The sequence below is a fragment of the Actinomycetospora atypica genome, assembly GCF_042653685.1.
GTDB classification, from domain to species: Bacteria; Actinomycetota; Actinomycetes; order Mycobacteriales; family Pseudonocardiaceae; genus Actinomycetospora; species Actinomycetospora atypica.
This window is the reverse complement of the sequence record NZ_JBHSIV010000008.1, coordinates 125,672-139,268: the sequence shown is the minus strand read 5'-3', so window position 1 is coordinate 139,268 and position 13,597 is coordinate 125,672. Positions and strand designations below refer to the sequence as shown.

Below are 13,597 nucleotides of genomic sequence, written 5' to 3'. Positions count from 1 at the left end.
ATGACCCGCACCGCGTCGCACTGGGGCGTCTACGACGTCGACCCCGACGGATCGGTGCGGGCGCCCGCCTCCGACCCGCACCCGCCGGGCCTCGTCGCGGGCCTGCCGGAGCTGGCGGGCTCGCGGCTGCGGATCGACCGGCCGCATGTGCGCGAGGGCTGGCTCCGGCGGCGCGATCCGAGCACCCGCGGGGCCGACCCGTTCGTCCCCGTCGACTGGGCTACCGCCCTCGGGCTGGTCGCGGACGAGCTCACCCGGGTGCGGGCCGAGCACGGCGACGAGGCCGTCTACGGCGGCTGCTACGGCTGGGCGAGCGCGGGCCGGTTGCACCACGCCCCGAGCGTGCTCAAGCGGTTCCTCGGGATGAACGGGGGCTACGTCGACAAGGTCGGCAACCACAGCTTCGGGGCCGCGCTGGCCGTGCTCCCCCACGTCCTGGGCCGCGGCGACGTCATCGCGCTGACCCCGACCTGGCCCGAGGTCGTCGAGCACACCGAGCTGGTGGTGATGTTCGGCGGCGCGCACCTCAAGAACACCGCGGTCGACTCGGGCGGGGCGCTCGACCACACGAACGCCGACTGGTTCGACGAGGCCCGCGCGGCCGGCATCCGGTTCGTCACCGTCGGCCCGGCGCGCGACGACGTCCCCGCCGCCGTCGACCCCGAGTGGTTCCCGCTGCGCCCGGGCACCGACACCGCGCTGATGCTCGGGCTCGCCCACACCCTGCACGACGACGGCGCGGTCGACCGGGCCTTCCTGGCCCGGTACTGCGACGGGTACGACGAGTTCGAGCGCTACCTGCTCGGCGACGCCGACGGCATCGTCCGGAACGCCGACTGGGCCGCCGGGATCACCGGCGCCGACGCCGGCCGCATCCGCGACCTGGCCCGGCGGATGGCGGCGAGCCGGACCCTGGTGACCACGAGCTGGTCGGTGCAGCGCGCGCAGCACGGCGAGCAGCCGGTGTGGATGACGGTGGCGCTCGCGGCGATGCTCGGCGGGATCGGGCTGCCGGGCCGCGGCTTCGGGATCGGGTTCGGCAGCGTCCGCGGCAACACCCTCCCCCGCACCGAGGAGATCCCCCGCCCGACGATGCCGCTGGGCGCCAACCCGGTCGACGTCGCCGTGCCGGTGGGCCGCTTCACCGACATGCTGCTCCACCCCGGCGAGGAGTTGGAGTACGCGGGCGGGCGGCTGACGCTGCCCGACGTGAAGCTCGTCTACTCCGCGGGCGGCAACCCGTTCCACCACAACGCGAACCTCAACCGCCTGATGGCCGGGTGGCGGCGCCTCGAGACGGTCGTGGTGCACGAGCAGTTCTGGAACCCGCCCGCCCACTTCGCCGACGTCGTGCTGCCCGCCACCACCACGATGGAGCGCAACGACGTCCTCGCCCACGAGTTCGCGCCGGCCTGGGTGGCGATGACGCAGGTCCGCGCGCCGCACGCGCAGTCCCGCCACGACCTCGACGTGTTCGCCGAGCTGGCCGACCGCCTCGGGTTCGGCGAGCAGTACCACGAGGGCCGCGACGAGATGGGCTGGCTGCGCCACCTCTACGACGTCGCCGCGGGACGGGCCCGCCGCCGGGGGCACGACCCGGTCGACTTCGACGAGTTCTGGGCCACCGGGCGGTGCGACTTCGACCTCCGCCCCGCCCCGGCGCTGCTCGCCGATTTCCGGGGCGACCCCGACGCGCACCCCCTGCACACGCCCTCGGGCCGCATCCAGATCAGCTCCCCGACGATCGCCGGGTTCGGCTACGACGACTGCCCGGGTCACCCCGCGTGGCTCGAGCCGGCCGAGCGGCTGGGCGACGGCGGCCCCTACGGCCTGCACCTCGTCTCGAACCAACCGGCGGCGCGCCTGCACAGCCAGCTCGACCCCTCGTCGGGAAGCCTCGCGACGAAGGTGGCCGGGCACGAGCCGCTGCGCATCCCCCGGGCCGACGCGCAGGAGCGCGGCATCGCCGACGGCGAGGTGGTGCGGGTGTTCAACGACCGCGGTGCCTTCTACGCGGGCGCCGTCCTCACCGACGACCTCGCCCCGCAGGTGTGCCAGATCGCGACCGGCGCCTGGTACGACCCGCTGGAGCCCGGGACGCCCGGCACCCCCGACAAGCACGGCAACCCGAACGTCGTCACCGCCGACACCGGGTCGTCGCGCCTGGGCCAGGCGCCGGTCGCGCAGACGGTGCTCGTCGAGGTGGAGCCCGCGCCCGACGCCCCGCCGGTGACCGCGCACCGGGTCCCGTCAGTTCGCTGACCTCCGGGGTGGCACGCGGGGCATCATCAGCTTGAGCTGGGCGTTCTCGTGCGGATCGAGCAGGGCGTGCTGGACGCATGCGGGGACGAGCGTGCCGTTCTCGGGGTGGGCCATCGCGTAGTGGCACGCGGCGAGCCGCTCCTGCGTGCCGCGCACGCGGGTGTCGTCGGACCACTCCCCGCGCTGTGTCGCCTCCCAGGCGGGGGCGACGTCGGCCGCGTCCATGAAGGCGTGCACGACGAAGGTCCGCGGCCCGACACGCCCGCCGAGCGCCTCCCGCGCGAGGTGCACCGCTCCTCCCGCGCGGCCCACGAACCGGCGCGCCCAGACCAGGGCGGTGCCGACCGTCCGCGGGCGCGGTGCGAGCCGGCGCACCACGCGCCCGGCGACGACCCAGCCCGGCTGCCCGGTGAAGGAGACGGGCCCAAAGGCGGCGAACATCTCGTCGCGGGCGGCGAGGTCGCGGGGGTCGTCGGCGTCGAACACCGCGACCCACCGCTCCCCCACGCGCAGCCCGTAGGCGGTGCGGTTGCAGCGGGTGTCGCCGTTCTGGAGCACCGAGTGGTCGAGCCGGGCGCCGACGCCCCGCTCGAGCTCCGCCCAGACGTCGTCGACGGTCTGCTCGCGGTAGTCCTCCTTCCAGCGGCGGTCGTCCCCGAGGAAGGCGGCCGGCTGGAAGGACAGCATCCCGAAGCCCATCGCCCAGGTGCCGCGCACCACCTCGGCGACCTGGGCGAGGTTCGCGGGCGAGACGGTCATGGAGTGCGCGACGAACGAGCGCACCCCGGTCTCGCGCCGCAGCCGGTCGGTCATCGCGAGGAAGCGGGCCCGGGCGGGGTGCAGGGACGCCTCGTCGGTGGGCCGGGCGTGCCCGCGCCGCCCGACCATGAGCGAGTCGACGTGCACGGAGAACGACAGCCGCCGGGTGCGCCGGCGGCCGTCGGGGCCGACGGCGAGGCGGTGCAGGTGGTCGGGGTCGACGTCGCCGTGGGTCATGCTCATCGGCTCGCGCCCGTGGCGGCGCATGACCTCCAGCGCCGCGGCGTGGTCGTCGGGGTCGAGCAGGGTGACCTCGCCGCCGATGAGCTGGGCGTGCGCGCTCGGCCCCCGCACCTCGCGCAGCAGTGCCATCTGGGACTCGACCTCGGCGAGGGTGTGCTCCCCGTCGACCCGCACCCGGTTGGCGTCCCGGGAGTGGTAGCAGGGCGTGCAGGCCAGGTTGCAGCGCGGGAAGACCCCGTGGGTGCCCTCGCAGCCGACCCCGTGGCGCCCCAGGATCTGGCCGGGCGTGCGCGCGATCGCGGGCAGCTCCGACCACCGGCGGGCCAGCGCGGCCGCGAAGCCGGGGTCGACGGGGCGGGTCCGGTCGAGCGCCGTCCGCCACCGGCTGCGCTCGGCTCGTGCCCCCTCCCCGTCGCTCCGCTCGCCCTCGTAGCGGCGGCGCAGCTCCTCGGGCGGCACCCCGCGGAGGTACGCGAGCTTGAGCAGCTGCATCCGGACGATCATCGCGACGGTGCCGTGCTCGTCGAACCGGCGCGACGACGCCGTGCTCGGCGGGTCGAGCAGCACCGTGCGGTGCCCGGCGCGGCGCAGCCGCCGGGAGAGCTCGAGGTCCTCCATGAGCGGGATCGCCGGGACCCCGCCGAGGGCGTCGAGGACCGGGCGGCGGACGAACATCGCCTGGTCGCCGAAGATCCACCCGGCGCGGGCCCGGACGTTGCTCGTCCACGCGAGCCAGCGCAGCGTCGGGGTGTCGCGGTCGAACCGCAGCCGGAAGCCGCCGCCGACGACCGCGGGGTCGGCGAGGGCGGCCCGCAGGGCCGCCGGGGCCCGCGGGTCGAGGCGGGTGTCGGCGTGGACGAACCACAGCACGTCCCCGGTGGCGGCCGCGACGCCGGCCGCGAGCTGCGGCCCACGACCGCCGCCGGCCCGGACCACCCGGGCCCGGGCCGCGGCGAGCTCGGGGGTGCCGTCGGTGCTGCCGCCGTCGACGACGACGAGCTCGGCGTCGGGCACGAGGGCGGCGAGGTGATCGAGGAGCCCGGTGATCGTCGCGGCCTCGTCGAGGACCGGCACGATCACGGAGACGCTCATACCGCGCACTGGTAGATCACGGGCATGGACCCGTCGGCTCGTCGATGGGTGAGGAACCGTTCGACGACGCGGCGCTTCGCCTCCGCCATCGACACCTCCGGTCCCCCGAGGTGCATGTCGGGCGACGTGGGGAGGTCGGCGCCCGCGGGGTGCCAGTGCCAGCCGTCGGCGGTGACGGTCAGCTCGGGCACCGTGTCGTCCTCGCCGACCACGAGGCCCTCGTCGGAGTGGCCGCGGGCGATCAGCGGGCGCACCGCCACGCGGTCGCCGGGCACGCCGTGCTCGGCGAGCAGGGTCCGCAGCGCCTCGCCCGACCCGGCGTTGTCGGGGGTCTCGGTCATCCCCACGCGCACCGGGAGGCCGAGCGACACCGCGAGGTCGAGCCCCGCCATCGCCCGCTCCCAGGAGCCGGCGCCGCGGTACCGGTCGTGGGCGCCGGCGTCGGGCCCGTCGAGCGAGGTCTGCAGCGTGAGCCGCTCGACGCCCGCGAGCCGTTCCAGCTCCCGGCGGCGCGTCCCGCGGTAGAGCATCGCGTTGGTCAGGCACACCACGTCGAGGTGCTCGGTGGCGGCGAGCAGCATGTCGGCGAGGTCGGGCTCGAGGAACGGCTCGCCGCCGGTCACGTAGAGCTCGGTGAAGCCCTCCCGGACCGCCTCGTCGACGAGCGCCGTGAACCGCTCCGGTCCCAGCCGCCGGGGCACCGCGCGCGGCGAGGAGGCCACCGAGCAGTAGGAGCAGGCCAGGTTGCAGTGGAAGTTGGTGTAGACCCAGAGCCGGGCCGGGAAGAGCGCGGAGCCGAACAGCGGCATCACGGGGCGGTCGTCGTCGGGGACGGCGGGCGCCTCGCCCCACGACGGGCCGGCGTCGAAGGCCGGGATCGCGGACTTGTAGAGCTGGAACCGGCCGCGCGAGCGCTCCTCCGGCGGGACGATCTCCAGGCAGGTCTCCCACCAGCCGGTCTCGACCGTCGCCGCGAACGCCTCGGGCAGCCCGGCCGCCCGGATCGAGGCGGCCTGCGCGGCGTGGTCGTAGGGCAGGGCGACCAGCTCGGCGCGGGCCGCGCCGTCGTCGCAGTGCAGCAGCGCGTACCAGACGTGCGTCCCACCGTCGTTCGCCGGACGCCCGATCACCCCGACGTTGACCACGAGGGTCTCGCCGCCGTCGGACCGCGTCACCCGCCGCGTCCAGGGCAGCCCGGAGTGGGTGCAGCAGACGACGTCGGCGCCCGAGGCGTCGACCCGCATCCGGTGGCCGTCGTCGTCGAGGGACTCCCACCAGAAGTCGTTGACCGCGAGGGTCGAGCCGTGCACCAGGTGCAGGTCGACCCCCTCCACGGTCTCCCGGTGCTCGGTGGGCAGGGTCCGCATGAACGCCGCGAAGGCCGGCGAGGTGTTCCGGAACGTGTAGTCGTAGGCGATCTGGGCGAACGCGTTGTCGGCGTCGTCGGTGTACCCGCAGCCGCAGTCGGTCTGCCCCGACCCGATCGCCACCTCGTAGTTGCCGGCGAGGCACTCCACCCCGTCGAGGAGGGGGAACACCGCCTCGGGCTCGGCGCCGTAGGCCCCGAAGTCGCCGAGGCAGACCAGCCGGTCGGCGCCGCGCGCGCGGGCGTCGTCGAGGAAGGCGCGCAGCGCGTAGGGGTTGGAGTACACCCCGCCGCAGAGGGCGATCGTCGTCATCGGTACTCCTCGGTGGTCCGGGCGAGCTCGTCGGCGTCGATGCGGTCGTCCGGGCTACGGGGACTCCACCGGATCACGGCGACCCCGTCCCGGACGAGGGCGTCGCCCCCGAGCTGGCGGGTGTCCTCCGTGGGGGCCTGCCCCCGGTACCCGCGCCGGATCGCGCGGGCGTAGATCCCCAGCGTGCCCGGCGACCAGACCCGCCACCAGGGGGCGCGGCCGAGTCCCAGCCCGCGGTAGAGGCGACGGTCCGTGTCGGCGAGGAAGCGGCCCTCCCACCCGAGGTACGCCACCAGCGGCGCGAGTGCCTCCGGCGGGCTGAACCCCACGGCGACGGCCTCGACCCCGCGCCCGGCGAGGGCCTCCTGCACCCGGACCAGGTGCTGCTGGCAGGGCAGTCAAGCGCGGTGCCGGATCGCGGTGAGCACCGTGACGCCCGCCGTTCCCAGCCCCCCGAGGTCCACCGGTTCGCCCGTGACGGCATCGGGCAGGACGATGCCGTGGAGGTCGACCGGTCGGTCGTCACGTCGGGGCACGGTGCGATCGTGCCCCCTGGGGAGGACATGTGCAGCGGATCGACCTGCTCGTCGTGGGAGCCGGCAGTGCCGGGCTGGTGGCCGCGCGCACCGCGGCCGGGCTCGGGGCCCGGGTGACGCTCGTCGAGCGGGGCCGCCCCGGCGGCGACTGCCTCTGGACCGGGTGCGTGCCCTCGAAGGCCTTCCTCGCGGCCGCGGCGGCCGCGCACGCCGCCCGGTCCTCGGAGCGCTTCGGGGTGCACGCCGACGTCCGGGTCGACCTCGACGCCGTCCTCGCCCACGTCCGGCGCGCCCAGGACCGGATCGCGCCGGTCGACTCCGTCGAGGCCCTGCGCGCCGACGGCGTCGACGTCCGCACCGGGACCGCCCGGTTCACCGGGCCCGGGCGGGCGGAGGTCGACGGCGTCGCGCTGCGCTTCCGGCGGGCCGTGCTCGCGACCGGCGCCGACCCGGTCGTCCCCGACCTCCCCGGGCTCGCGGGCGCCCTGACCAGCGACACGGTCTGGGGCCACGCCGGGCCGCTGCGCTCGCTCGTCGTGCTGGGTGCGGGGCCGGTCGGCTGCGAGCTGGCCCAGGGGTTCGCCCGGCTCGGGACGGCGGTGACGCTCGTCGAGGCGAACGACCGGGTGCTGCCCGGCGAGGACCCCGACGCGTCGGCGCGGCTCGGGGCGGCGCTGCGCCGCGACGGGGTCGACCTGCGCCTGGGGACCCCGGTCACCGCCGTGGACGGGGGCGACGTGGTGCTGGACGACGGGACGCGCCTGCCCGCCGACCGGGTCCTCGTGGCGCTCGGGCGACGCCCGGCGGTGGCGGGCCTGGGCCTCGACGCGCTCGGGGTCGCCCTCGACGACACCGGGCACGTCGCGGTCGACGACCGGCTGCGCACCTCCGCACCGGGGGTGTTCGCCGCGGGCGACGTCGTCGGGGCGGTGCCGCCGGGCGGCGCCGCGCCCTTCACCCACGTCGCGGGGGTGCACGGCAGCGTCGCGGCCACCAACGCCCTGCTCGCTCCGCTGCGCCGGGTCCACCACGCCGCGTACCCCCGGGTGACCTACACCGAGCCGGAGGTGGCCCACGTCGGGCTCACCGCCGCCGAGGCCGGCCCGGGCGCGCGGGAGCGGGTGCTGGAGCACGCGCACGTCGACCGGGCCGTGGCGGAGGACGCGACCGAGGGGGTCACCCGCGTGGTCCTCGACGCCCGCGGCCGGGTGCTCGGGGCGACGATCGTGGCGCCGCGGGCGGCCGAGATGCTCACCGAGCTGACCGCGCTCGTCGCCCGCCGCGGCCGGCTGCGCGACCTCGCGGGCGTCGTGCACCCCTACCCGGGCTGGGGCGACGGGGTGTGGAACGCGGCGCTGGCCGAGCTCGGCGACTCGCTCAGCACCCCGATGACCCGGCTCCTGGCGCGGACGGTGGTGCGGGCCCGTCGGCTCGGCCGGCCGTGAGCGCTCACGCGGGGACGAGGGACCCGACGACCTCGTCGACCTGGGAGTAGCCGACCCGCAGGAGGAAGGCGCTGCTGCGCCCGTAGGACTTCATCCCGAGGACGAACAGGTCGGGCTCGGGGCTGCGCAGCGTGTCGATCCCGGCGGCGGGCTGGGCGAGGCAGTCGGCCGGGCCGTCGCCGGCGGCCGCGAGCAGGGACGCGGCGAGGTTCATCGGCGCGCCCGTCGCCCAGCACTCGTGCACCTGCACCTGGCGGGTGAGCCCGGGATCGCCCTGGTAGCCGGTGAGGGCGAGGACCCGGTCGGCCCGGACGCGCTCGGTCCCGCCCTGCCGGTCGCGCAGGGTCGCGACGAGCCCGGCGCCGTCGGGCTCGAGCCGGTCGACGACCGCGCCGCGCACGACGCCCGGGTGCTCCCGTGCGTGCGTGACGAGCGCCTGGCGCGAGGGCAGCGGATCGTCGGGAACCGCCCCCCAGTCGGGGTCGGGGTCGCGGACCACCCAAGTCACCCGCGCGCCCGGGACCTCCGCGAGGTCGCGGGCGGCGGTCTGCGCCGACTTGCCGGCGCCGACGAGCAGCGTCGTGCCGTCCCAGCCGCCGGCCGCGACGTCGGGCAGGGTGCGCACGATCCGCTCGTCGCAGGCCGCCTCCCCCGCGGCGGGCAGGCCGCCGTCGCCGAGCGGGTTGCCCCGCCCGTAGCTGCCGGTGGCGTCGACGACGACGTCGGCGTACTCGCTCCACTCGTGCCCGGCCGCGTCGGTGAGCAGGATCCGGAAGGGGGTGTCGGCCCGGGCCGGGTCACCGATGGCCTCGTGGCGCAACCGGCCCGCGCGGGCCACGCCGAGCACCCGCGTACCGGTGCGCAGCACGTCGGGGCCGAGCGCCTCCGCGACCGGGTCGAGGACCCGGTCGGCGAACTCGTGGCCCGTGGGGCACTCGTCCTCCGAGTCGGGCAGCCCTGGCACCGCGGCCCGCATCCGGTCGGACACGTCCATCGACCAGGGGGTGAACAGCCGGACGTGCCCCCAGGCCCGGACCCCGGCGCCCGCCCGCGGCGCGGCCTCGAGGACCCGGACCTCGGCGCCCGCCGCGACCCCCGCGAGCGCCGTGTCGAGCCCCACCGGTCCTGCCCCGAGCACGGCGATCCGCATGGACCCCATCCTGACGACGGGCGCGCCGCCCCGCTCAGCCCGGGAGCATCCAGCCCAGCACCGGGGTCGACTGCAGGTACACCAGCACCGCCATCCCGAGGAGGAAGACCAGGCTCCAGGGCAGGACCTTGCGGAAGATCTCGCCCTCGCGGCCCGCCATCCCCACCGCCGACGCGGCGATCGCGAGGTTCTGCGGGGAGATCATCTTGCCGAGCACGCCGCCGGAGGTGTTGGCCGAGGCGAGCAGGACCGGGTCGAGCCCGGACCGTTCCGCCGCGGCCACCTGCAGGGCCCCGAAGAGCGAGTTCGACGAGGTGTCGGAGCCGGTCACCGCGACCCCGAGCCAGCCGAGCACCGGCGAGAGCACCGCGAAGAGGCCGCCGGTGGCCGCGAGCCACTGCCCGATGGTGATCGTCTGGCCCGACAGGTTCATCACGTACGCCAGGGCGAGCACGGCCATCACCGTGACGATGGCGCCGCGCAGCTCGGAGAGCGTCTGCCCGTAGGAGGAGACGGCGACCCGGGGCGCGACCCGCAGCGCGAGCATCGTCAGCAGGCCGGCGATGAGCAGGATCGTCCCGGCCGAGGCGAGCCAGTTGAACGTGAAGCTCGTGGACGACACCTGGCTGCCGGTCGGGGTGCGCACGTCGAGCCCGGGCCAGCGGAACTTCGTGGTGGTGGCATCGATCGCGGACTTGATCGGCGGGATCTGCTGGACCGAGAAGAGCACGATGATGATCACGTAGGGCAGGTAGGCCAGCACCGTGTCGCGGCGGGAGTCGTCCGCCGCGGTCTGCCGTCCGGAGGCATCCGGCACCGCGGCCTCGTCGGGACCGTCCCCGACACCGCCTCCGCCACCACCGGCCCCGACGGTGACCGGCCGCGCGGTCGTCGTGCGGCGGGCCTTGACGACCGCGACCACCGCCCCCGCGCAGACCAGGGCCGCGACGATGTCGGTGAGGGGCACGGAGAGGAAGTTCGAGGTGAGGAACTGGGCGATGGCGAAGGAGAGGCCGCCGACGAGCGCGACGAGCCAGGTCTCGCGCAGCCCGCGCATCCCGTCGACGATGAAGACGAGCACGAACGGGACGAAGACCGCGAGGACCGGCGTCTGGCGCCCGACGACGGCGCCGAGGACGTCCTCGGGCAGGCCCGTGACCTGGGAGAGCGTGGTGATCGGTACCGCGATGGCGCCGAACGCGACCGGGGCGGTGTTGGCGACGAGGGCCACCACCGCGGCCTTGAGCGGCGCGAAGTTCAGCGCCATGAGCATGACCGTGCAGATGGCCACAGGGGCACCGAAGCCGGCCAGCGCCTCGAGCAGCGCCCCGAAGGAGAAGGCGATGAGGACGGCCTGGATGCGCTGGTCGTCGGAGACCGAGCTGAACGAGCGGCGCAGGACGTCGAAGTGCCCGGTGCGCACCGTCATCCGGTAGATCCACAGGGCGTTGATGACGATCCAGAGGATCGGGAAGAAGCCGAACACCGCGCCCTCGGTGCCCGCGAGGAGGGCCTGGCCCACCGGCATCGCGTAGACCGCGATCGCGACGACGAGCGCGACCGCGAGCGCGATCAGCGACGCGAGCCAGGCCCGGACCCGGAGGCCGCCCAGCAGGACGAACAGGACGAGCAGGGGCAGGGCCGCGATCGCCGAGCTGATCGCGAGGGAGCCGAGGACCGGCGCGTACTGCTGCACGTACATGGCGGCTCCTTGGGCGTGGTGTGACCGACGTCTTACCCCGATCGGGGCGCGAACACGACATCGGAGCGCACCGAATTTCCTCGCGTACTGGTGCGGACCTCTCAGCTTTGTCACAGTATTCGTCCGTGACCATCACTCCCGGTTCCCCCGACGACGACCGCCCGGCGGACGATCCCGCCCCCGGTTCCGTCGCCGCCCCGCCCGATCCCGGCCAGGACTTCTCCGCGGACCGCCGCTTCTTCGGCCATCCCCTCGCCCTGGCGAACCTGTTCTCCGTCGAGCTCTGGGAACGGTTCTCCTTCTACGGGATGCAGGCCGTCATGGCCTACTACCTCTACTACTCGCTCGCCGAGGGCGGACTGGGCCTGCCCGAGGAGGCGGCCACCAGCATCATCGGCGCCTACGGCGGCACCGTGTACCTCGCGTGCGTCGCCGGCGCCTGGATCTGCGACCGGGTCCTCGGGGCCGAACGGACGCTGTTCTTCTCGGCCTGCACCGTGATGCTCGGCCACCTGGCCCTGGCCCTCGTCCCGGGCCTCGCCGGCGTCGTCGTCGGCCTGGTGCTCGTCGCCCTCGGCTCGGGCGGGGTGAAGACCTCCGCGACCACCGTGGTCGGGTCGCTCTACCGCCGGGACGACCCGCGCGCCGACGCCGGCTTCTCGATCTTCTACATGGGCGTGAACATCGGCGCGCTCGTCGGGCCGCTGATCACCGGGTTCGCCCAGACGTCGATCGGCTTCCACTGGGCCTTCGGGCTCGCCGCGATCGGCATGGCGCTGGGCCTCGGCATCTACGTGACCGGCCGCAAGAACCTGCCCGCGTCGGCCGCCGTCGTCCCGAACCCGCTGCCCGCCGGCGCCTGGGCCCGCCCCGTGCTCGGCGTGGCCGTCGCGGTCGTCGTGATCGTGGTGCTCTTCGTCCTCGGCGTGCTCACCGCGGAGAACCTCTCGACCGCGGTGGCGATCATCGTCGCGGTGATCTCGGTCGGCCTGTTCGCCCTGCTGCTCACCAGCCCGCGGGTCACCGCGGTGGAGCGGAGCCGGGTGCGCTCGTTCATCCCGATGTGGCTCGCGAGCGTCGTGTTCTGGTCGCTGTTCCAGCAGCAGTTCACGGTGGTCACGCTCTACAGCGACGTGCGCCTCGACCGGTCCCTCGGCGGCTGGGAGATGCCGATCGCCTGGGTGAACTCCCTCGAGCCGTTCTTCGTGATCGTGCTCGCCCCGCTGTTCGCGGTCCTGTGGACCAAGCTCGGCGAGCGCGGGCCGTCGACGCCGGTGAAGTTCGCGATCGGCGCGGGCGGCATGGGTGTCGCGTTCCTGCTCTTCCTGCCCTGGGCCGGCGGCACGGGCAACACGACCCCGGTGCTCGCGATCGTGCTGATCATGCTGGTGTTCGCCCTCGCGGAGATGAACCTCTCGCCGGTCGGGCTCTCGCTCTCCACCCGCATCGGGCCCGACCTCTTCCGCTCGCAGGCGGTCGCCCTGTTCTACCTGTCGATCTCGCTGGGCTCCGCGCTCGCCGGCACGATGGCGGGCTACTACGACCCGTCGACCGAGGGCACGTACTTCTCGGTCATCGGCATCGCGGCCCTCGTGCTCGGCGGGGTCCTGCTCGCCCTGGCCCCGTGGGTGCGGCGGGCCATGCAGGGGGTGCGCTAACGCGCAGGTGAGCACTAATCCGTGCCGGGACACGGATGAGTGCTCACAGGGGCGCAGCCCCCATCGTGGTGCAGCGGGTCGGGTCGCCGGTGGTGTAGCCGGTGGTCAGCCAGCGCTTGCGCTGCTCGGACGAGCCGTGGGTGAACGAGTCGGGGTCGACCGTCCCTCCCCCCAGCCTGCCCTGGATGTAGTCGTCGCCGATGCGCTGCGCGGCGTCGACGGCGCCGTCGAGGTCGGCCTTCGTGATCTCGGTGATCAGCGGGGGCCGGCCGTTCGTCGGCTGGGTCGCGTGGTTCATCCACACGCCGGCGTAGCAGTCGGCCTGCAGCTCGAGGCGCACGGAGTCCGACGTCGCGCCCTGGCGGGTGCGCACCTGCGCCTCGGTGCCGAGCAGCGACTGCACGTGGTGGCCGTACTCGTGGGCCAGCACGTAGGCGTTGGTCAGCCCGCCGCCCTGCGCCCCGAACTGCGTCTTCAGCTGCTCGTAGAAGCTGAGGTCGATGTAGACGAGGTTGTCGCCCGGGCAGTAGAAGGGGCCGGCGCTGGAGTCGGCGCTCCCGCACGCGGTGCGCACCCCGCCCGTGAAGAACGTCGTGTCCACGACCTCGTACCGGGGGGCCGCGCCCCGGACCCCGGTCGCCGCGCGGGCGTAGCCGCCGCCGCTCCAGTACCCCTGGATCGAGTTGATGTCGGCGACGATCGCGCAGTCGAGCTTGGAGTTCGCGTCGGCCCCGGTGCGGCACTCGCTCGCCAGGTCGGACGTCCCGACCTGCGACCGCCCGCCCGGCTCACCGAACCCGCCCTGGACCCCGGCCGTCGTGCCCGTGCCGCCGCCGAGGTACTGCGAGGCGACGAACCCGATCACGGCGACGACGATGACCGCCCAGCTCGCCTTGCCGCTCCGGCCCCGGAACAGCAGGCCGATGATCAGCGCGACCAGGCCGCCGCCGCCCCCGCCGAGCCCCCCGCTGCCGAAGCCGCCGCCCCCGGACGAGCCACCTCGGTCGTCGGTGACCTGGGAGGTGTCGAGCTGGGCGTCGTCGTCGTAGCGCATCGGCGGGAGCCTTCCGT

General features: G+C 75.0%; 10 protein-coding genes. 3 read left to right on the top strand and 7 right to left on the bottom strand.

Features of this window, described 5'->3' with window-relative positions:
• The gene (locus ACFPBZ_RS10105) at positions 1-2,262 is read left to right on the top strand and encodes a molybdopterin-dependent oxidoreductase (protein ID WP_378035910.1); all 2,262 of its coding nucleotides are present in this window, start codon (positions 1-3) and stop codon (positions 2,260-2,262) included.
• Here the strand turns inward: ACFPBZ_RS10105 and ACFPBZ_RS10100 are convergent.
• Genes ACFPBZ_RS10100 through ACFPBZ_RS10085 form a run of 4 tightly spaced genes read right to left on the bottom strand, consistent with a single transcriptional unit; the run spans position 2,251 to position 6,571 of the window.
• Complete coding sequence (locus ACFPBZ_RS10100) at positions 2,251-4,356, bottom strand: TIGR04283 family arsenosugar biosynthesis glycosyltransferase (RefSeq protein WP_378035909.1); 2,106 nt, start codon at positions 4,354-4,356, stop codon at positions 2,251-2,253. The genes ACFPBZ_RS10105 and ACFPBZ_RS10100 overlap by 12 nt on opposite strands.
• Positions 4,353-6,035: a radical SAM protein gene (locus tag ACFPBZ_RS10095; RefSeq protein ID WP_378035908.1), complete on the bottom strand. Its 1,683-nt coding sequence runs from the start codon at positions 6,033-6,035 to the stop codon at positions 4,353-4,355. The genes ACFPBZ_RS10100 and ACFPBZ_RS10095 overlap by 4 nt, the downstream gene beginning before the upstream one ends.
• Positions 6,032-6,406, bottom strand: a complete 375-nt coding sequence (locus ACFPBZ_RS10090; RefSeq protein ID WP_378035907.1) for an AhpC/TSA family protein — start codon at positions 6,404-6,406, stop codon at positions 6,032-6,034. The genes ACFPBZ_RS10095 and ACFPBZ_RS10090 overlap by 4 nt, the downstream gene beginning before the upstream one ends.
• 27 nt (positions 6,407-6,433) lie before the next feature.
• A complete protein-coding gene (locus ACFPBZ_RS10085) occupies positions 6,434-6,571 on the bottom strand; it encodes a hypothetical protein (RefSeq protein ID WP_378035906.1) in 138 nt (45 codons plus the stop codon).
• A gap of 29 nt (positions 6,572-6,600) precedes the next feature.
• On the opposite strand from ACFPBZ_RS10085, the gene ACFPBZ_RS10080 reads away from it, so the two are divergent.
• Positions 6,601-8,016, top strand: coding sequence for a dihydrolipoyl dehydrogenase family protein (locus ACFPBZ_RS10080; RefSeq protein WP_378035905.1), 1,416 nt, complete (start codon positions 6,601-6,603; stop codon positions 8,014-8,016).
• A 4-nt stretch (positions 8,017-8,020) separates the two neighbouring features.
• On the opposite strand, the gene ACFPBZ_RS10075 is transcribed toward ACFPBZ_RS10080, so the two are convergent.
• Together ACFPBZ_RS10075 and ACFPBZ_RS10070 are read right to left on the bottom strand one after the other, a co-directional pair.
• Positions 8,021-9,166, bottom strand: a complete 1,146-nt coding sequence (locus tag ACFPBZ_RS10075) for an NAD(P)/FAD-dependent oxidoreductase (protein ID WP_378035904.1) — start codon at positions 9,164-9,166, stop codon at positions 8,021-8,023.
• Between the two features lie 34 nt (positions 9,167-9,200).
• Complete coding sequence (locus tag ACFPBZ_RS10070) at positions 9,201-10,868, bottom strand: L-lactate permease (protein ID WP_378035903.1); 1,668 nt, start codon at positions 10,866-10,868, stop codon at positions 9,201-9,203.
• Between the two features lie 125 nt (positions 10,869-10,993).
• Between ACFPBZ_RS10070 and ACFPBZ_RS10065 the strand changes: the two genes are divergently transcribed.
• Positions 10,994-12,526: a peptide MFS transporter gene (locus tag ACFPBZ_RS10065; RefSeq protein WP_378035902.1), complete on the top strand. Its 1,533-nt coding sequence runs from the start codon at positions 10,994-10,996 to the stop codon at positions 12,524-12,526.
• Between the two features lie 43 nt (positions 12,527-12,569).
• Here the strand turns inward: ACFPBZ_RS10065 and ypfJ are convergent, their stop codons facing one another.
• Positions 12,570-13,580, bottom strand: coding sequence for a KPN_02809 family neutral zinc metallopeptidase (gene ypfJ / locus ACFPBZ_RS10060; RefSeq protein ID WP_378035901.1), 1,011 nt, complete (start codon positions 13,578-13,580; stop codon positions 12,570-12,572).
• Positions 13,581-13,597: the final 17 nt, after the last annotated feature.

Bases quoted from the DNA above. Each gene is read 5' to 3' on its own strand.
- ACFPBZ_RS10095 (WP_378035908.1), bottom strand. From the start codon at position 6,035: ATGACGACGATCGCCCTCTGCGGCGGGGTGTACTCCAACCCCTACGCG.
- ACFPBZ_RS10100 (WP_378035909.1), bottom strand. From the start codon at position 4,356: ATGAGCGTCTCCGTGATCGTGCCGGTCCTCGACGAGGCCGCGACGATC.
- ACFPBZ_RS10105 (WP_378035910.1), top strand. From the start codon at position 1: ATGACCCGCACCGCGTCGCACTGGGGCGTCTACGACGTCGACCCCGAC.
- ACFPBZ_RS10075 (WP_378035904.1), bottom strand. From the start codon at position 9,166: ATGCGGATCGCCGTGCTCGGGGCAGGACCGGTGGGGCTCGACACGGCG.
- ACFPBZ_RS10070 (WP_378035903.1), bottom strand. From the start codon at position 10,868: ATGTACGTGCAGCAGTACGCGCCGGTCCTCGGCTCCCTCGCGATCAGC.
- ypfJ (WP_378035901.1), bottom strand. From the start codon at position 13,580: ATGCGCTACGACGACGACGCCCAGCTCGACACCTCCCAGGTCACCGAC.